At 65.3% G+C, this 18292-nt stretch carries 16 protein-coding genes, 1 pseudogene and 1 riboswitch; of the genes and pseudogenes, 4 read left to right on the top strand and 13 right to left on the bottom strand.

Annotation, left to right across the window (positions count from 1 at the left end; genetic code table 11):
* Window positions 1-2808 (bottom strand): phosphoenolpyruvate carboxylase, encoded by a 2808-nt coding sequence (gene ppc, locus ACI3EV_RS04115; protein WP_329770811.1) that lies wholly within the window; start codon window positions 2806-2808, stop codon window positions 1-3.
* Window positions 2809-2900: 92 nt separating this feature from the next.
* Window positions 2901-4088, bottom strand: a complete 1188-nt coding sequence (locus tag ACI3EV_RS04110; protein WP_329770810.1) for a PLP-dependent aminotransferase family protein — start codon at window positions 4086-4088, stop codon at window positions 2901-2903.
* 99 nt (window positions 4089-4187) lie between these two features.
* On the opposite strand from ACI3EV_RS04110, the gene nth reads away from it, so the two are divergent.
* A complete protein-coding gene (gene nth / locus ACI3EV_RS04105) occupies window positions 4188-4829 on the top strand; it encodes an endonuclease III (protein ID WP_329770809.1) in 642 nt (213 codons plus the stop codon).
* Window positions 4830-4891: 62 nt separating this feature from the next.
* Here nth and ACI3EV_RS04100 read toward each other — a convergent pair whose 3' ends face one another.
* The 9 genes and pseudogenes from ACI3EV_RS04100 to ACI3EV_RS04060 form a co-directional block, all read right to left on the bottom strand.
* Window positions 4892-5476: a YSC84-related protein gene (locus ACI3EV_RS04100; RefSeq protein WP_329770807.1), complete on the bottom strand. Its 585-nt coding sequence runs from the start codon at window positions 5474-5476 to the stop codon at window positions 4892-4894.
* Window positions 5477-5657: 181 nt separating this feature from the next.
* Window positions 5658-6710: a nicotinate-nucleotide--dimethylbenzimidazole phosphoribosyltransferase gene (gene cobT, locus ACI3EV_RS04095; RefSeq protein WP_329770806.1), complete on the bottom strand. Its 1053-nt coding sequence runs from the start codon at window positions 6708-6710 to the stop codon at window positions 5658-5660.
* Between the two features lie 377 nt (window positions 6711-7087).
* Window positions 7088-8617: pseudogene (locus ACI3EV_RS04090) on the bottom strand (cobyric acid synthase); the annotation flags it as partial.
* Window positions 8614-9639, bottom strand: a complete 1026-nt coding sequence (locus ACI3EV_RS04085) for an aminotransferase class I/II-fold pyridoxal phosphate-dependent enzyme (protein ID WP_329770805.1) — start codon at window positions 9637-9639, stop codon at window positions 8614-8616. The gene ACI3EV_RS04085 and the pseudogene ACI3EV_RS04090, both read right to left, overlap by 4 nt.
* On the bottom strand, window positions 9636-10595 hold the full coding sequence (gene cbiB / locus ACI3EV_RS04080; protein WP_405198060.1) for an adenosylcobinamide-phosphate synthase CbiB: 960 nt from the start codon (window positions 10593-10595) through the stop codon (window positions 9636-9638). Before cbiB ends, ACI3EV_RS04085 begins: the two co-directional genes overlap by 4 nt.
* A 52-nt stretch (window positions 10596-10647) precedes the next feature.
* Entirely contained in the window at window positions 10648-11703 is a 1056-nt protein-coding gene (bioB, locus tag ACI3EV_RS04075; protein ID WP_337690788.1) for a biotin synthase BioB, read from the bottom strand.
* A gap of 76 nt (window positions 11704-11779) precedes the next feature.
* Window positions 11780-12457 carry a 5,6-dimethylbenzimidazole synthase gene (bluB, locus tag ACI3EV_RS04070; protein ID WP_329770803.1) on the bottom strand — a complete coding sequence of 226 codons (678 nt, stop codon included), beginning with the start codon at window positions 12455-12457 and terminating at the stop codon, window positions 11780-11782.
* A 1-nt stretch (window position 12458) separates the two neighbouring features.
* Window positions 12459-13028, bottom strand: coding sequence for a cob(I)yrinic acid a,c-diamide adenosyltransferase (gene cobO / locus ACI3EV_RS04065; protein WP_329770802.1), 570 nt, complete (start codon window positions 13026-13028; stop codon window positions 12459-12461).
* A gap of 18 nt (window positions 13029-13046) precedes the next feature.
* The gene (locus ACI3EV_RS04060; RefSeq protein WP_329770801.1) at window positions 13047-13628 is read right to left on the bottom strand and encodes a bifunctional adenosylcobinamide kinase/adenosylcobinamide-phosphate guanylyltransferase; all 582 of its coding nucleotides are present in this window, start codon (window positions 13626-13628) and stop codon (window positions 13047-13049) included.
* A 160-nt stretch (window positions 13629-13788) separates the two neighbouring features.
* Window positions 13789-14013: riboswitch (cobalamin riboswitch) on the bottom strand.
* Window positions 14014-14145: 132 nt separating this feature from the next.
* Here ACI3EV_RS04060 and ACI3EV_RS04055 point away from each other — a divergent pair.
* From ACI3EV_RS04055 to ACI3EV_RS04045, 3 genes are all read left to right on the top strand, one after another.
* Window positions 14146-14451 carry a DUF904 domain-containing protein gene (locus ACI3EV_RS04055; RefSeq protein WP_405198035.1) on the top strand — a complete coding sequence of 102 codons (306 nt, stop codon included), beginning with the start codon at window positions 14146-14148 and terminating at the stop codon, window positions 14449-14451.
* Window positions 14448-14792, top strand: a complete 345-nt coding sequence (locus ACI3EV_RS04050) for a cell division protein ZapA (RefSeq protein ID WP_329770800.1) — start codon at window positions 14448-14450, stop codon at window positions 14790-14792. Before ACI3EV_RS04055 ends, ACI3EV_RS04050 begins: the two co-directional genes overlap by 4 nt.
* A 319-nt stretch (window positions 14793-15111) precedes the next feature.
* Window positions 15112-15936, top strand: a complete 825-nt coding sequence (locus ACI3EV_RS04045; RefSeq protein WP_329770799.1) for a sulfite exporter TauE/SafE family protein — start codon at window positions 15112-15114, stop codon at window positions 15934-15936.
* Window positions 15937-16030: 94 nt separating this feature from the next.
* On the opposite strand, the gene ACI3EV_RS04040 is transcribed toward ACI3EV_RS04045, so the two are convergent.
* Window positions 16031-16714 carry a sulfite exporter TauE/SafE family protein gene (locus tag ACI3EV_RS04040; protein ID WP_329770798.1) on the bottom strand — a complete coding sequence of 228 codons (684 nt, stop codon included), beginning with the start codon at window positions 16712-16714 and terminating at the stop codon, window positions 16031-16033.
* A 101-nt stretch (window positions 16715-16815) separates the two neighbouring features.
* Window positions 16816-18216 carry an oxygen-independent coproporphyrinogen III oxidase gene (hemN, locus tag ACI3EV_RS04035; RefSeq protein ID WP_329770797.1) on the bottom strand — a complete coding sequence of 467 codons (1401 nt, stop codon included), beginning with the start codon at window positions 18214-18216 and terminating at the stop codon, window positions 16816-16818.
* Window positions 18217-18292: the final 76 nt, after the last annotated feature.

Below are 18292 nucleotides of genomic sequence, written 5' to 3'. Positions count from 1 at the left end.
TCAGCCGGTGTTGCGCAGGCCGGCGGCAATGCCGTTGACCGACAGGTGGATGCCACGCTTCAGGCGTGAGGACTGGCGGTGCCAATCGGTCGGCGCCGCTTCCTCCTCTTGCTGCATCGCCGCCAGATCCTGGCTGCAGACACGGTAGCGCCGCATCAGCTCGACCTGCAGGTGGTTGAGCGGATCGATATACGGGAAGCGGTGCGCGATCGATCGCGCCAGCGCCGGGTTGGCAGCCAGCCGGTCAGACTCGCCGGTAATCAGCGCCAGCATGTCCTGCGTCGCCTGCCATTCGTCCCGGATGGCGCCAAAGATGCGCTGGCCCAGTTCGCGGTCTTCCACCAGTTCCACGTAGCGCTCGGCCAGGCCCAGATCGGTCTTGGACAGCACCATGTCCAGGTTGGACAGCAGCATGGCAAAGAACGGCCAGTCGCGGTACATCTGTTGCAGCAGCTGCAGGCGTTGCGCATCGTCCTGCAGCCAGTGGCGCACGCCACTGCCAAAACCGGCCCAGCCCGGCAGCGCCACGCGCGCCTGGCCCCAGCTGAAGCTCCAGGGAATCGCGCGCAAGTCATCAATGCTGCGCGTCGCCTTGCGGCTGGCCGGGCGGGAACCGATATTCAGCTCGGCAATCTCGCGCAGCGGCGTGGCGGCAAAGAAGTAATCGGCAAAACCGGGCGATTCGTAGACCAGCGCGCGATAGGCGCGAAAGCTGGCCTCGCTGATCTGTTCTGCCGCCTGCAGATAGGCCTCGGGCAAGGCATGGTCAGGCGGCAGCAGGCTGGCTTCCAGCGTGGCCGCGACCAGGGTTTCCAGGTTGCGTCGGCCAATCTCCGGATGCGCGTACTTGGAAGCGATCACCTCGCCCTGCTCGGTCAGGCGCAGCTGGCCATGCACGGTACCCGGCGGCTGTGCCAGGATCGCCTGGTAGCTCGGGCCGCCACCACGACCTACCGTGCCGCCACGACCATGGAACAGGCGCAACTGCAGGCCGTGCTGCTCGCGCAGCGGCCCGAACAGCGTCAGCAGTTCCTGCTCGGCCTGGTACAGGCTCCAGTTGCTGGTGAACATGCCACCGTCCTTGTTGCTGTCGCTGTAGCCGAGCATGATGTCCTGCTCGCGGCCGCTGGCCAGAACCATGTCGAACACGCCCGGCAGCGCATACCACTCGCGCATGATGCGCGTGGCCGCCTGCAGGTCGCCAATCGTCTCGAACAGCGGCGACACGATCAGCCGGTTCTGCACCTGCGGCGTACCGAAGTCGCGCAGCAGGCCGGTTTCCTTCATCAGCACCATCACTTCCAGCAGGTCGCTCACCTCTTCCGTGTGCGAGATGATGTAGTGGCGCAGCGCATGGCGGCCGTACTGCTCCAGGTGCTGTAGCGCGGTGCTGAACACCGCCAGCTCGGCCTGCAGCTTGTCGCTATAGGCGGCATGCGGCACGCGTAGCGGGCGCACATCGTTCAGCACGGCCAGCAGGCAGTCCCGCTTGCCGGCTTCATCGAGTGCGCTGTAGTCGTCCTGCATGCGTGCCACGCGCAGCAACTCGGCGACGACCGCCTCGTGCTCCTCCGAGTTCTGGCGCAGGTCCAGTGTCGCCAGATGGAAGCCGAATACCTCGACCGCACGCAGCAGCTCGCCCAGACGCAGTGCCAGCATCGGCACGCCATGGTGGGCGCGCAGTGACTGCTCCAGCACGCGCAGATCGGCCAGCAGCTCGTCGGCGCTGGCATAGGGCTGGCCGGACACCACCGGAATCTGCGGCGCGTCGATGCCGGTGCGCTGCTTCAGCGTCGCGGCGACGCGCGCATACATGCCGATCGCGGCACGGCGATAAGGCTCGTCCTTGCGGTGCGGATTGGTGTCGCCAGCGGCATCGGCCAGCTGCTGCAACTCGGGACTCACGCCCGCCAGCCCGGTGGACATGGACAGCTCCAGCCCCAGTGCATTCAGCTCATGCAGATAGTGCAGCAGCGCCGTCTCGCACTGCAGCCGGAATGCCAGTGCCATCGTGTCGGCGCCGACAAAGGGGTTGCCATCGCGGTCACCGCCCATCCAGTGGCCCATGCGGAAGAACGGCGCAATCGCCTGCCCCGGCAGCGCCTGCTCCAGCTCCTGGTACATGCGCGGCAGCTGGCGCAGAAAGGTGTTGTGGTAGTAGGCCAGCGCGTTGCGGATCTCGTCGGCCACGCTGAGTTTTTCGTCGCGCAGCATGCGCGTCTGCCACAGCTGGGTGATGCGCGCTTTCAGCAGCAGCGTGTTGCGCTCCTGCTCGCGCGGCGTCAGGCCCTGGTCGCGCTCGGCGACCAGCTGCGCAATCGCGCGCTCAGCCGTCAGGATGATGGTGCGCTGCACCTCGGTCGGGTGCGCGGTGAGCACCGGCGACACATGCGCCGTCTGCAGCAGGCCGGCAATGCGCTGCGCCGACACGCCCTGCTGCTGCAGCCGCTCCAGCGTGCCCTGCAGCGATCCCGCCTGCACATCGCCACGACGCTCGTGGTAGACGCGGCGGCGGATGTAGTGGTTGTCCTCGGCAATATTCGCCAGGTGCGAGAAGTAGCTGAAGGCGCGCACCACCTGCACCGTCTGCTCCAGCGACAGGCCCTTGAGCAGGCTGTCCATCTGTGCGCCGGCGCCGGCATCGTGCTTCAGCCGGTAGGCCACCGACAGCTGGCGGATGTTCTCGACCAGCTCGAAAGTGGCCTCGCCTTCCTGTTCGCGGATCACGTCACCCAGCAGCTTGCCCAGCAGCCGGATGTCCTCGATCAATGGTTGTTCCTTGCTGGCTACGCCATCGTCAGCATGCATGCAGATATCTCCTGTGTATTTTTTGTGCTCTTATCCATGGCAGCCAAGAACTATATAGTTCTTGACCGAAACGCGACCTTAGCACATGCCGATTACAGCGCGCGTGCCATGCGCTCCACCCCTTCCTGGATGCGGGTCAAATCCGAGGTGGCAAAGCTCATGCGGAAGCAACTGGCGTCGGCATTTTCAGCGAAGAACGGCGCACCGGGCACAAAGGCCACCAGCTGTTCCACGGCGCGCTTCGAGAAGGCGCCGGCATCGCGCTCGCCGCCGTTGGCACCGGTCAGGCGCACCCAGAAGAACATGCCACCGCCCGGCTGGGTAAAGCTGACGGCATCGCCCAATTGGGCGCGTAACTGCTGCGCCATGCAGGCAGCGCGTTCGGCATAGACACGGCGCACCTGGTTGACCGCCTGCGGCAGGCGGTTGCTCTGCAGGTAGGCCGCAGCCGTGGCCTGGGCATAGGTGCTGGTATTGGCATCGCTGAACTGCTTGCACATCACCGCATTGGCCAGCAGCGCCGGCGGACCGGCCAGCCAGCCCAGGCGCAGACCCGGCGACATGATCTTGCTCAGGCTACCGCAGTGCGCCAGCCAGTCACGGCTGCCCGGCACGTCCTTGCTCAGCGCCAGCAGGCTGGGCGGCGGCGGCGCATCGAAGTAGAGGTCGCCATAAGGATCGTCTTCCACCACCAACACCTGGTACTGTGCCGCCAGTTCCAGCACGCGCTTGCGGCGCTCCAGCGACAGCAGCGCGCCGCTCGGGTTGCCAAAAGTCGGGATCAGGTAGACCAGTTTCGGCTGGTGTTCGCGGATCAGCTGCTCCAGCGCATCCACCTGCACGCCATCGGCATCGATGGGCGCGCTGATCACTTCGGCGCCGTAGAGGCGGAAGCACTGGATGGTGGCGAGAAAGGTCGGACCTTCGACAATCACCTTGTCGCCGGGCGAGATCATGCACTTGCCGATCAGGTCCAGCGCCTGCTGGCTGCCGGTGGTGACGATGAAATCCTGTTCCTGCAGCGGCGCGCTCTTGTTGGCGCTGTAGAGCGCAATCTGCTCTTTCAGCGGGCCAAAGCCTTCGGTGGCGCCATACTGCAGCGCCGTGCCCGGCCACTGCGCCAGCGCATCGACGCTGGCCGCGCGTAGGCCATCGACATCGAACAGCGCCGGATCGGGAAAACCGCCGGCAAAGCTGATGATGCCCGGCTTGCCGAGCAGCTTGAACAGCTCGCGGATGGCCGAGGTTTCACAGTGTTGCAGGCGTTGGGCGAATTGCACGGGGTTCTCCTTGAAACAGCACGGCGCGCAGACTTGGACGACCATGCCACAATCGGTGATTCTGAAAAGAACAACTATACGCCAGCCCCCGTATCCCCCATGAAAAAAGAAGCCATCGTCTCCTTCTTCAGCACCCTGCAAGCCGCCAACCCGGAGCCGGAAACCGAACTCGAATACGACACGCCGTTCGAGCTGCTGATTGCCGTGCTGCTGAGTGCGCAGGCCACCGACGTCGGCGTCAACAAGGCCACGCGCCTGCTCTACCCAGTCGCCAACACGCCGCAGGCGATCCTGGACCTGGGCCTGGAGGGGCTGGAGAGCTACATCAAGACCATCGGCCTGTACCGCAGCAAGGCCAAGCACATCCTGCAGACCTGCCGCATCCTGCTGGATGAACACGCCGGTGAGGTACCGCGCACGCGCGAGGCGCTGGAAAAACTGCCCGGCGTAGGCCGCAAGACCGCCAACGTGGTACTCAACGTCGCCTTTGGCGAACCCACCATGGCCGTCGATACGCATATCTTCCGCGTCAGCAACCGCACCGGCCTGGCACCGGGCAAGACCGTGCTCGAGGTTGAGAAAAAGCTGCTCAGGCGCATCCCGAAAGAGTTCCTGCTGCACGCCCACCACTGGCTGATCCTGCAGGGGCGCTATGTCTGCAAGGCGCGCACGCCGGAATGCTGGCGCTGCAGCGTGGCGCCGTTCTGCGACTTCAAGCCCAAGACGCTGGCCAAGAAATGAACAGGGCCGGCACCTTGCGGCACCGGCCCTGACGGTCACTCAGACCGGATGATCAGGCAGCATCAGGGGTTGATGCGAGTGATCTTGGAACCTTGCAGCGACACGCCGGCATCCACGCCCGCGTTGTTCATGACAAAGCTCACCACCGGTGCCTGGATCGTCTGGGTGTCGACGGAACCATTGGCGCCCAGGGTGGCGACCGCCACGTTGGCGTCAGCGCCCACGGTCCAGCCATTGCTGGCGCGGAACTTGGCCAGCGACTCGGCCGTGTTGAACACGTAGATCACGCTCTTGGAATGGGCACCGGCCTGCAGGCCGATGGAAGCGGAGCTGGTGCTGTAGTAGCCGGCATTCTTGCCACCCACCAGCAGTGCACCCTTGCCGTAATCGGCACCCACCACAAAGCTGCCGCCCACCACGGACGGGAACACCAGCACGCCAGCCGACTTGGCCACCAGCTCAGCCGAGCCCGGCACCGTGTTGTACAGGCGGGTCAGCGCGGCATTCGTTGCCGTATCGATCGAGGCGCGCTCGGTCGCGGAGGTGGGCTGCTGGTGCGGCTGCGTCGTGGTACAGGCCGCCAGGCTCAGGCCACCGACGGCGATCATGGCAGCGGTCGTGATGGATCGGATAGTGCTCTTGCGCATGGGAATCTCCTTCAGGTTGTATGTCGTGCTGCCTGACGTGATCCGCAGACCAGGCCGCTGCAGCACAGGGACGAAGCCATTATGGGCCGCCTCATCCTGCCCGGAGCCCCTGCCGCGCTAGTCGCGCGCACATCCCACCTGCCGATGGCGTGCCGTCCTACACGAACGGCAGCGCCAGACATCAGGCCGACTTTTCAGCCACGCCGGCACTGGAAAAGCTGGCCATGTCGCGCAGCATCACGCAGGCCGATTCCAGCAGCGGCCAGGCAATCACCGCGCCCGAGCCTTCGCCCAGACGCATGCCCCAATCCAGCAGCGGACGCGCATGCAGCGCGTCCAGGATCAGCTGGTGCCCCGGCTCGCCGGAGCGATGCGCATAGACGCAGCGCTGCAGCACCAGCGGCTCCAGGCGCGAGGCCACCAGCAGCGCCGAGCTGACGATCACGCCATCGACCAGGATCACGCGCCGATCGGCCGCGGCCTGCAGCAAGGCACCGACCATGGTCGCAATCTCGAAACCACCAAATGCGGCCAGTACCTCCAGCGGCTGCACCGCCTGCGGATGCGCATCCAGCACCTGCTGCAGCACGTCCAGCTTGCGCTGCATGCCGGCCTGGTCCAGCCCGGTACCGGGGCCGGTCGCATTGATCAGGTTCGCGCCCAGCAGGCGCGTCAGGATCAGCGTGGCCGCCGAGGTGTTGCCGATACCCATCTCGCCCAGCATCAGCACGTTGCCGGGCAGCGCCTGCACCAGCTCCATGCCGTTGCGGATCGCCTGCAGGCATTGTTCGTGCGTCATCGCCGGGCCGTCCAGGCAGTCCTGCGTGCCATGGGCGATCTTGCGTACCTGCAGCCGGTGGCGCGGGGCAAAATCGTGCGCCACGCCGCAATCCACCACGGTCAGCGCGATGCCGTGCTGGCGCGCCATCACGCTCACCGCGGCGCCATCGGCCAGAAAGTTCTCCACCATCTGCCAGGTCACGTCCTGCGGGTAGGCCGAGACGCCGCGCTTCACCAGGCCATGGTCGCCGGCGCAGACCACCATTTGCGGCTGCACCAGCACCGGACGCGTCGTGCCCAGGATGCGGCCCAGCTGCAGCGCCAGCTCTTCGAGCCGGCCCAGCGAGCCCAGCGGCTTGGTCTTGGCATCATTGACCGCCTGCAGCTCGGCCTGCAGCTGCGGATTGTCCAGATCAGCGATATCGGGGAAAAAATCGGCTTCTTGCATCGGCATCCTCATTCGGCGGCGACCAGTTCCAGCTGCACCTCGTGGCCGGCCGGCAGTTCTTCGGCCATGTCTTCCAGCGCCATCAGGAAGCCGCCGGCGCGCCAGTGCTTGATCGCCTCGGTATTCACCACGCGCAGCGTGCACGGGCCAGGATAGCCTGGCCCCTGGGCCGACAGCGCATCCCAGAAGGCATCCAGATTGCGACCAAATTCTTCGGCATCTGCAGCCTGCGTCAGTTGCAGGTAGCGCTGCCAGAAGGCTTTTTCATCGTCCAGGCCATCGCAATCGAGCACAAAAACAGGGGATTCGGTATCAGGGGTCATGGTGTCGGAAACAGCTACGCCAGCCGCACCATGCAACTGGCCATCAGGCCCACAGTCTACTCCTGCCAGCGCCAGCAAGGCGGCACGGCCCAGGTGCAGCTCGACGAAATCGGCCATTCGATCCAGCACCTGATTGATGGACGGCGGCGCACTGCCGAGCAACGCTTGTGTCACTTCCGGCTGCTCCAGCAGGCCGTGCAGGTACAGTCCCAGCGCCTGGCCCGGCTGCGGCGTCAGCGCCGTGGCGGCGCCGTTGGTCCAGCCGATCGCCGCACCATCGGCATCGTGCAATACCGGCAACGCCACATGGCCGGCGCGCACCATCGCCGGATGCTCGGCCGTGCGCCCCATATGGATCTCGTAGCCCTGCGCCGGCAGGCCGGACAGCGGCTGCCAGGCACCGGGCACGGCATCGACAAAACGTCCTTGCGATCGTCGCACCGTCTTCTGCGACTCGAACACCGTCACCAGCGGCAGCAGCCCCAGCCCTGGCGCACTGCCGCTGCCGACCGGCTGCAGGCCTTCCACGCCTTCCATGTCGATCACGGCTTCGCCCAGCATCTGCAGGCCGCCGCAAATACCGAGCACACAGCCTCCGCGCGCCGCATGGCTGCAGATCGCCGCATCCAGCTTCTGCTCGCGCAGCCATTGCAAGTCGGCCATAGTGTGCTTGCTACCCGGCAGGATGATCCAGTCCTGCGCGCGCCAGTCGGCCAGCACGGCGGCATCGCGCACCCAGCGCAGGTGCACGCCCGGCAGCTGGCGCAGCGGCTCGAATTCATCCAGATTGCTCAGGCGCGGATACGCGATGATGGCGATGCGCACGGCACTGTCATCAGCGTGGCCGCGGCTGCTGTCGTCAAACACGCCATCTTCTTCCGGCAGGCCGTGGTCGCGCCACATCGGCAGCGTGCCAAATACAGGCACACCAGTCAGCTCCTGCAGCATCTGCGGCGCCGGCTCCAGCAAGGCGGCATCACCACGGAACTTGTTCAACACAAAGCCACGAATACGCGCCCTGTCCTCTTCGGGCAACAGCGCCCAGGTGCCGTACAAATGCGCAAACGCCCCGCCCCGGTCGATATCAGCCAGCAGCAGGCAGGCGGCATCAGCCTCGCGCGCCACGTGCAGGTTCACCACATCGGTCGCCATCAGGTTGATCTCGGCCGGCGAACCGGCACCCTCGATCACCACCAGATCATGGCTGGCGCGCAAATCGTGCAGCGCCGCGGCAATCGGCGGCCAGACATGCTGCTTGCGCTCATGCCAGGCCATGGCGCCCAGCGCCTGGTCCACCTGGCCGAGCAGCACCACCTGGCTGCGCGTATCGGCTTCGGGCTTGAGCAGCAGCGGGTTCATGCGCACATCCGGCTCCGCACCGGCAGCCAGCGCCTGGAAATACTGCGCGCTGCCGATCTCGCCACCGGCCACCACGCGCGCATTGTTGCTCATGTTCTGCGCCTTGAATGGCGCCACTTTCAGGCCCTGGCGCGCATAAAAACGGCACAAGGCTGCGGCCAGCCAGCTCTTGCCGGCACCGCTGGTGCAGCCCAGCACCATCACGCAGGGTGCCAATGCCTTCGTCGTCATGCCGATACCTCCTGCAGGCGTAGCCAGGCCTGCTGCAAGGCCTGCTGCGCGGCCGGTTCATGCACACACAGGCGCACATGGCCGGGCAAGCCAAAACTGGCGCAATCACGCAGCTTGATGCCCTCGGCCCGCAAGGCCTGCAGCATGGCGTCCCAGCCCATGGCCAGCGGCGGCGGCCGGCACAGCAGGAAATTCGTCAGGCTCGGCAGGCACTGCCAGCCCAGCGCCTGCAGCATGTCCAGCTGCTGCTGCTTCCAGTCCCGCAAGGTCTCCAGCGATGTCGCCAGCCAGTCCTGCACCGCCGGTTCGCACCAGGCCTGCAGCAAGGCCACACCATGCGCGCCCAGCGGCCAGGATGGCGCCCGCCACCACATCGCCTGCAGCTGCTGCACCGATGCAGCAGCCGGCGCAATCACATAAGCCGCCCGCACGCCACACAGCCCGAGCGACTTGTTCGGCGTCCAGATCTGCCAGACCTGGTCACGCGCCAGCCAGTCGGCCAGCGGTGTCGGCCCTTCCAGTTGCAGCGGTGCGTAGGCACAATCCAGCACCACGGTGGCCTGCGGCGACAGCTGCGCCCAATCGTCCGGACAGTCCATGTCCTGCCCCAGCGGGCTGCTGGGCGCACACAGCCAGACCAGATCGGCCTGCGCTAGCGCCCCAGTGCGCTGCAGCCCGTGCAGCATCGCCTGCGTGGCGTAATCGCCATAATGGTGCGGCGGCAACCACACGCGTGCCTGCGGCTGCCGTGCCGCCACGCAAGCCGTGATGCGCGCAATCAGCTCGCTGCCGCTCACGCCCACCAGCACGCGCTCCGCCGCCACGCCATGGCGAGCGGCCAGCTGCTGGCGCAAGCCGGCATAGGCCGGATCCGGATAGCGCGTGGCATTGACCTGCGCCAATGCCTGCACCACCTGCTGACAGGGCCCGCCGGCATGGCTGTTGGTAGAAAAATCCCAGCGCGCCGCTCCCAGCGCATCGCTGCCGCCATGGATCGGCAGCGTCTTGTCCAGAGTTGTCATGTGAAGATTCCAGTCAGCAGGGCCAGCGCCAGCCATCCCGTCAGCACGATGGCGATGGCGCGCTGCGCCAGCCGGATCGCCTGCGGCACATGGCCGGGCTGCGCCTGCACACCATCAGCATGCAGGGTATAGACACCGGGCTTGCGCAGCTGCACATCCAGCGCCAGCGCCAGTGCCGCCATCGGCCAGCCGCTATTGGGCGATGGCGTCTGTGCCGTCTGCTGACGCAGGGCCGACAGGCGCAAGCGGCGCGGCCAGGCCGCCAGCAACAGGCCGATGCCGGTCAGGCGTGCCGGCAGCCAGGCCAGCCCATCATCCACCTTCGCCGCCCACTTGCCGGCCCATTCCCAGCGCTTGCCGCGATAGACACCACGATAGCCCCACATGGAATCGGCGGTATCGGCAAAACGGAACAGCGCCGCACCCGGCAAGCCCAGCAACAGGAACCAGAACAGCGGCGCAATCACCGAGTCATTGAGGTTTTCCGACAGGCTTTCGAGTGCACTTTCGCGCACCTGCACCGCATCCAGCACCGTCACGTCACGGCTGACGATGCGCGCCAGCTGCTGCTGGCCATCGTGCAAGGACTGCGCCAGCGCGGTTTCCACCGCCGCCACCTCGTCAGCCAGCATGCGCCAGGAAAACAGCGGCTTCAGCAGCACGCCCAGCAACACGCCAGTCCAGGTCCAGGGCAGCCACGAAAGCAGCAGCTGCACCAGCAGTGCCAGCAGCACGACCACACCGGCACCCAAGCCCCAGGCCGCAGCACCGCGCCAGAACACGCGCCAGTCATCGCCTTCTGCGCGCGCATCAGCCTGCAGCCAGTCACCGGCGCGCTGCAGGTAGCGACCGATCCAGACCACCGGATGCCAGCGCGGCGAGGGTTCGCCCAGCCACAGGTCGATCAGCCAGGCCACCAGCACGGCCAGCACCTGGCTGGCCAGCCACTCCGGCATCATGCCCTGCTCCCGGCGGGCTCAGGGCACGTCTGATCCTGCATCGTGCCGATCAGGCCTGCTGCTTGCCGGCGCGCATGCCGAGGCGCTCGATCAGCTGCATGTCGGCTTCCACGTCCGGGTTGCCGGTGGTCAGCAGCTTCTCGCCATAGAAGATCGAGTTGGCACCGGCCATGAAGCACATCGCCTGCATGGTGTCCGCCATGGCGGTGCGCCCCGCCGACAGGCGCACGCGCGCCTCCGGCATGGTGATGCGTGCCACCGCGATCATGCGCACGAACTCCAGCGGATCGATATCGTCCACCTCGGCCAACGGTGTGCCTTCCACCTTCACCAGGTTGTTGATCGGCACGCTGTCCGGGTAGTGCGGATGCAGGTTGGCCAGCTGGCCAATCAGCTCGGCGCGCTGGCGACGGTTTTCGCCCATGCCGATAATGCCGCCGCTACACACGCTCACGCCAACATTGCGCACGTTCTCCAGCGTGTCCAGGCGATCCTGGTAGTCACGCGTGGTGATGATGTTGCCGTAGTTCTCGGGCGCGGTGTCCAGGTTGTGGTTGTAGTAGTCCAGGCCGGCTTCCTTCAGCTCGGCCGCGTGCTCTTTCGTCAGCATGCCCAGCGTGCAGCAGGCTTCCAGACCGACTTCCTTCACCGTCTTGATCAGCGTCACCACATTCTCGATGTCGCGGTCCTTGGGCGCGCGCCAGGCTGCGCCCATGCAGAAACGCGTGGCACCGGCCGCCTTGGCCTTCAGCGCCGCTTCACGCACGGCATCGGCTTCCATCAGCTTGGTCGCCTCGACCGGGGTCTCGTGGTGCACCGACTGCGGGCAGTAGCCGCAATCCTCCGGGCAGCCACCGGTCTTGATCGACAGCAGCGTGGCGAATTCCACCTCGGCCGGGTCGAAATGTTCGCGGTGCACCTGCTGGGCACGGAACATCAGCTCCGGCAGCGGCAGCGCAAACAGCGCCTCGATGTCCTCGACCGCCCAGCGGTTGGTACTGGCCGGCTGCGGCTGCTGGCTGCGCGGCGTACAGAAATGCACGCTCTGCTCGGCCGTGCCGTGGCAGCTGGAAGGGTTATGGGTAGTGGTGGGTGCGTCCAGCATGGTGGCTCCTGTTGTCTGTCTATATAAAATTAATAATTATGAAAATCGTGTTCCAGGCGGGTAAAACGTCCGCACCTTACAGCGGCAAGCCGGTTTCCGGCTGTCCCCAGCCATTTTCGAACACCACATCGGCCAGCGGCATGCGCTGGGCCCAGCGCTCCTGCTGCAGCATCGGTTCGTCATAGAAAGCCGGCACCGGACCCAGGCAAACCAGTGCCAGCGGACTGGCACCGGGCGGCAGCTGCAACAACTGCGCCAACTCATCCGGATCAAACAAGGAGACCCAGCCCACGCCCAGCCCTTCGGCCCGTGCCGCCAGCCACATATTCTGCAGTGCACAGGCAACCGAGGCAATATCCATATAGGGCATGGTACGGCGGCCAAACACGTGCTGTTCACGGCCATCCGCCAGGCACACGGCCAGCACTTCGGCCGCTTCCAGCAGGCCTTCGACCTTGAGCTTCATGAACTCTTCTTCACGCTGGCCGAGCGCGCGTGCCGTTTCGATGCGCTCACGCTCGACACAGGCATGCAGCTGCTCACGCAGTGTGCGGCTGCTGATGCGGATAAAGCGCCAGGGCTGCATGAAACCCACGCTCGGGCCCCAGTGCGCCGCCTGCAGCAGGCGCTGCAGCACTTCCGGCTCCACCGTGCAGCCGGGCAGGAAGTGCCGCATGTCGCGTCGCTGCGCGATCACGCGGTAGACCACCTCGCGCTCGGCGTCCGGGTAGGCAAATGCGGCTGAATCAGTCAACTCAGTCCTCGATGCCACGTTGTGCCGGAATGCCGGCATCAAACGCATGCTTGATCGGACGCATCTCGGTCACGGTATCGGCCAGATCCACAATCTCCTGCGGGCAACGGCGGCCAGTCAGGCACACGTGCACCTCTTTCGGGCGATTGCGCAGTGTCTCCAGCACATCCTGCAGATCCACCCAGCCATACACCAGCGGATAGGTGATCTCGTCACACACCACCAGGAAATGTTCGCCGCTCAGGATCGAGGCCTTGGCCTTTTCCCAGCCTTCACGCGCCAGCTGCGCCGAACGCTCCAGGTCCTGACTCTTCCAGCTGAAACCATCGCCCAGGCCTTCTACCGGAACGCCGAGCTTCTCGAAGCTGCGGTGCTCGCCAAAGCGCGCGCTCGGCACCTTCATGAACTGGTAGATCTTCACGTCCTTGCCACGGCCGCTGGCGCGCAGTGCCAGGCCAAAGGCCGCCGTGCTCTTGCCCTTGCCATCGCCGGTATTGATGATCAGCAGGCCACGACGCTCGCCTTCCGGCGTCTCGTAGGGCTTGTCCTTGGGGGGTTCTTCGATTTGCATGGTCAGCTCCTTGCGATGCTAGTCGGTCGATTTCAGGATCAGCGGCAGGCCTGCCGCCATCAGCGTGACATGGCTGCAATCCGCAGCCACGCGCTGGTTCAGGCTGCCCAGGCTATCCACAAAGGCACGCGTCTCGCGTCCCAGCGGAATCACGCCCAGGCCAATTTCATTACTCACGATATACAGCGGGCCGGGATACTCGCGCAGCGCCTGCAACAGCTGGTGGATCGCCTGCTCGGCCTGCACCGCATTGGCCGAATCGCCATCCAGCGGCATCAGCTGCTGCGTCAGCCATAGTGTCAGGCAATCCAGCACGATCGCGGTATCGGGCGATGCATGCTGCTGCAGCAGCTCCACCACCGGCAGGCTGCGACTGCCTTCTGGCATCTGCAGCGTCTCCATGCCGGGTACGCGGCGTGCACGCTCCTGCTGGTGGCGCACGATGCGCGTCTGCATCTCGGCATCCCAGGGCCGGGCCGTGGCCAGGTAGAGCGCCCGGTGCGCAGCATCCGTCGCCAGCCACTGCGCCGCCAGTTGCTCGGCACGCACGGTCTTGCCCGATTTCTGGCCGCCCAGAATCAGTTCGTGGTGCGCGCTCATGCCGAAGCCTCCTGTGCGGGCACGGACATGCTGCTGCAGGGCTGCAAGCGGATGCGTGCAACAGGATCAGGGAAAGCCAGCCAGGGCATGAGAGAAATGTGTGTACTTACAGACGCCTGCAGTCCACCCCGCCGCGGCATCCGACATGGTGCTGGCACAGCGGCCACACCCCCTTGCTGGCCGGTCTCCGGGCTGACGGCAGGCCATTGGCACCTTCCCGGCCGTAGCCAGTGGCATTTGCGCAATGGCTGTCGCCCAGGGAGCGACGCCGTTCACCGTTGCGGGGGCAGCGCAGGCTGCGGACAGGCCCCTGGCCCTCCTCCTGCTTCCCGTTGAAGCCCCTGGCCGGAATGGCCGCCGGGGCACCAGCAATCCGTCCATTGTAAAAGCAAACGCAGGCAAAACCCGGCAGACCGGCTACGGCTCCCGGCGCGCCGCCGACAAGCCGGGTTGCATCATCTACAATGAAGGGTCTAGCTCGGCTTGCCCGCACATCTTTTTCATGCCATTCGGTGCCATGACTACTCCTGTCCCCCCGATTTCCCTCGACCATGTGGCTGACCGCATGGAACGCATGCTGCTGCGCTACCAGGAGCTGCAAAAGACCAACAGCCTGCTGCAACAGCAGCTGCAGGAAGTCACCCAGGAGCGCGACTCGCTCAAGTCCCGCCTGGCGGCCGCCCGCTCGCGCGTGGACGTGCTGCTGACGCGCCTGCAGTCGGTCGATCCGGCGCAGCCGCTGCAGGCAAGCAGCTCGGCCCCTTTGGCCGCCTGGGGCCTGCACGATTCGGTCGATGACGAAGCTGCCAAGGACCAAGCATGAAGCAACTTGAAAAATCCATCATGGGTCAGGCCTATGTGCTGGCCTGCCCCGAAGACTCCGAAACCCAGATGCACGAAGCCGTGGCACGTGTCGATGCCGCCATGTGCCGTATCCGCGATGCCGGCAAGCTCCGCGCGCGGGAACGCATCGCCGTGCTGGCCGCGCTCAACCTGGCCTTCGACATCATCCAGCAGGAACAGCAGGCCCAGGCCATGCCGCTGGCACTGCCGCTCGCCGAAGACGGCGCCCCGAGCGAGGAACAGCTGCAAGCCCAGGCCCGCCTGCAGACCCTGATGGCGCGCATCGACGAGGCGCTGGCCGAGGACGGCCGCCTGATCTGAGCAAGGCGCGCGGCCCCGGCACGGGCCGCGTGAAATATGTCGGCATTTTTACAAAGCTGACACCCCAGACAGACAGGTTCGGCCTACAATGGGCTCGTCTGCAGCGGTCATGGCTTTATATTTCCTTGAACCAATGCTCCTGGAGCCCGGGCTTGGTAAATCGCCTGGCCAGCGTGATCATCTCGCGTCAGATGAACCCACGGCCTCGCTGCCCTCGCCCACCTGAACCCTTCCGTTCAGGATGACGGTCATGGCATGCTGCAGACCCTTATCTCCCCACGACGCACTCCCCCACCCCCAACGTTTACAATTCCAGCCCATGATTCTGGAACCGATTACGATTGCCCAGCTCGCCATGCTGGGTCTGCTGGGTGGCTTCATGGCGGGTCTGCTGGGTGTAGGTGGCGGCATGGTGCTGGTGCCTTTCATCACCTGGATCCTGACCAGCCGCGGCGTGGACAGCCAGCTTGCTGTCAAGATGGCCATTGCCACCTCCATGGCCACCATCATCTTTACCTCCATTTCCTCGGTGCGTGCCCACCACAAGCACGGCAAGGTGCGCTGGGATCTGGTCAAGGGCATCGCGCCCGGCATCATGATCGGCGCGCTGGTCGTCAGCATCGGCGTGTTTGCCCTGCTCAAGGGCGCCTGGCTGTCCATCATCTTCGGCGTGCTGGTAATCTTTGCCGGTGGCCAGATGTTTCTGGACCGCAAGCCCAAGCCCACCCGCCAGATGCCTGGTCCGGGTGGCCAGGTGGCCGCCGGTGGCGTCATCGGCTTCCTGTCCGGCCTGCTCGGTGCCGGCGGCGGCTTCCTCAGCGTGCCCTTCATGGCCTGGCACAACGTGCCGATCCACAATGCCGTGGCCACCAGCTCCGCGCTCGGCTTTCCGATCGCCATCTTCAACGTCATCGGCTACATCATCAGCGGCTGGAACGCCCCCAACCTGCCGGCCTATTCCATCGGCTATGTCTGGCTGCCGGCGCTGGTCTGCATCGCCTCCTGCAGCGTACTGATGGCTCCCGTCGGTGCCCGTACCGCCCACGCCCTGCCGGTCAAGACGCTCAAGCGTGTGTTCGCCCTGATCCTCACCGGCCTGGCGATCAGCATGCTGGTCAAGGGCATGCAGCTGCTCGGCGGCTAAGCGTCCTCCAGCGCCAACAACAAAGGCCTGCAACGCATTGCAGGCCTTTGGTTTTTCAGGGCAGACAGCGTCTGCCGTCGCTGCGATCAGGCCATCAGCACCAGGGTGCCTGGTCATGTACCAGACCCAGATACAACGCAATACCGGCGCTCACGGCCAGTGCCAGACCAGCCAGGCGCACGCCCCACTGGCCATTGGCCCAACCCAGGTGATGCAGGCGCAACAGCAGCCAGGGACCGGCCATCAGCGACACGCTGGTGCCCAGCACGAACAGCGCCATCACGGCAGCGCCCTGCAGCGGCTCACCCGTCAGGGCGGCCACCATCAGCGCCGAATACAGCAGGCCACAAGGCAGCAGCGCCCATAGCATGCCGACGAGCACCGGACCAGCCACGCCACCCTTGCGCTGCAAGGTCTTCACCTTGTCCCAGACACGCCGCGCCGAGCGCTCCAGCCAGGCCGGCTGGCGTGCCTGTACCAGCAGCACCAGGCCCAGCAGCAGCGCGGCAATATGCACCATGGTCCAGACCGGACGCAAGGCAGCGCTCTGCGTCGTCAGCCAGCCCAGCGCCTGGATCGTGGCGGCGGCCACGGCGCCCAGCGTCGCATAGCCGATCACTCGTCCGAGCTGGAACAGGCCCATCGCCGTGGTCTGCTGTCGCTGCTGTTCTCCAGCCGTATAGCCAATGCCGGCACAGGCGGCACCGCACATGGCAATGCAATGCGGCCCCCCTGCCAAACCCATCAGCAGGGCCGTGATCGCCATCGAAGTCTGCATGAACGTATCCTCATCCGGCCTGCCAGAACTGCCGACAGGCCTGTTGCTGGCACGCCAGCTGCCTCGCAGCGCATGCCCTGATCCTACCCCCGTGGCAGGTATCAGATGATTTTAGAGAATTTGGTCGCTGAACGCGCATCCTGCAGGTATTTGTCAAACAGCATGGCAATGCCGCGCACAAAATACCAGCCCTGCGCCGTCACCGTCAGGCCCTGATCGGTCAGCTGTACCATGCCTTCGCGCTCCTTCTCCTGGAGCATTTCCAGTTCCCGTGCAAAGTATTCGCGGAAACGGATCTCCGGGTAAGCCTGCTCAATCGCTTCAAAGCGCAACTCGCCCTGGCACATGATGGCCATGATCACGCTGCGACGCAGCAGGTCGTCGTTGGTGAGTGTCAGGCCGCGCACCACCGGGAAATGGCCACGCTCCAGCGCATCGTAATAGTCGTCCAGCGACTTCTCGTTCTGGCTGTAGGTCGCACCAATGCGGCCAATCGCCGATACACCCAGACCGATCAGGTCACAATCCGGCTGCGTGCTGTAGCCCTGGAAGTTGCGGTGCAGGCGGCCCTGCTGCTTGGCAATCGCCAGCGCATCCCCGGGCAGCGCAAAGTGGTCCATGCCCACATAGACATAGCCGGCCTCCTCAAAGGCCTTGAGCGACTGCGCCAGCATCTGCACCTTCTCGGCGCCAGTCGGCAGCGTATAGGCATCAATGCGGCGCTGCGGCTTGAAGCGCTCTGGCAGGTGCGCATAGGCGTACAGCGCGATACGGTCCGGGCGCAGTTCGCGGATCTGCTCCAGCGTGCGCGCAAACGAGGCAGCCGACTGCATCGGCAGGCCATAGATCAGGTCGGCGTTGATCGAGTCAAAGCCGATCTCGCGCGCTGCTGCCACCAATGCAAACACCTGCTCGGCCGGCTGGATGCGGTGCACCGCCTGCTGCACCTGCGGGTCAAAGTCCTGCACGCCAAAGCTCAGGCGGTTGAAGCCGAGCGCGTGCAGTGTCTTCAGGCGTTCGGCATCCACCGTGCGCGGATCCACCTCGATGGAATACTCGCCACCCGGAATCAGCGTGAAAGCCTTGCGGATCATGCCCATCAGGCGACCCAGGTTCTCATCATCCAGGAAGGTCGGCGTACCGCCACCAAAGTGCAGCTGCGAGATCGTCTGCCCTTCGCCCAGCTGCGCTACATGCAGGTCGATGTCGCGCTGCAGGTAGTCCAGGTACTCGACACCGCGCTCCTTGTGCTTGGTGATGATCTTGTTGCAGGCACAGTAGTAGCACAGCGATTCGCAAAACGGCACATGCACATACAGCGATAGCGGCGTCGCATGCGCCGGGCGCGAATTGTGGCGCTGTGCCAGCGCTGCGATATAGTCCGCTTCGCCAAAGGTTTCGACGAAACGGTCAGCTGTCGGGTAGGAGGTGTAACGCGGGCCGGGCACGTCGTAACGCGTCAGCAGCTCGGGGGTCAGTGCAGGATGGTGATTCAGGCTCATAAGGGAAATTCTAGACTTTTAAGCAAGCATGCGCAGCCGGGGACTGCCAATGGCGAACCGGCCGGATGCGTATTGC

The sequence above is a fragment of the Allobrachymonas wangyanguii genome, assembly GCF_045055315.1.
Classification (GTDB): domain Bacteria; phylum Pseudomonadota; class Gammaproteobacteria; order Burkholderiales; family Burkholderiaceae_C; genus Brachymonas; species Brachymonas wangyanguii.
The sequence above is the reverse complement of the archived record's forward strand: the minus strand, read 5'-3'. Positions and strand labels throughout refer to the sequence as shown.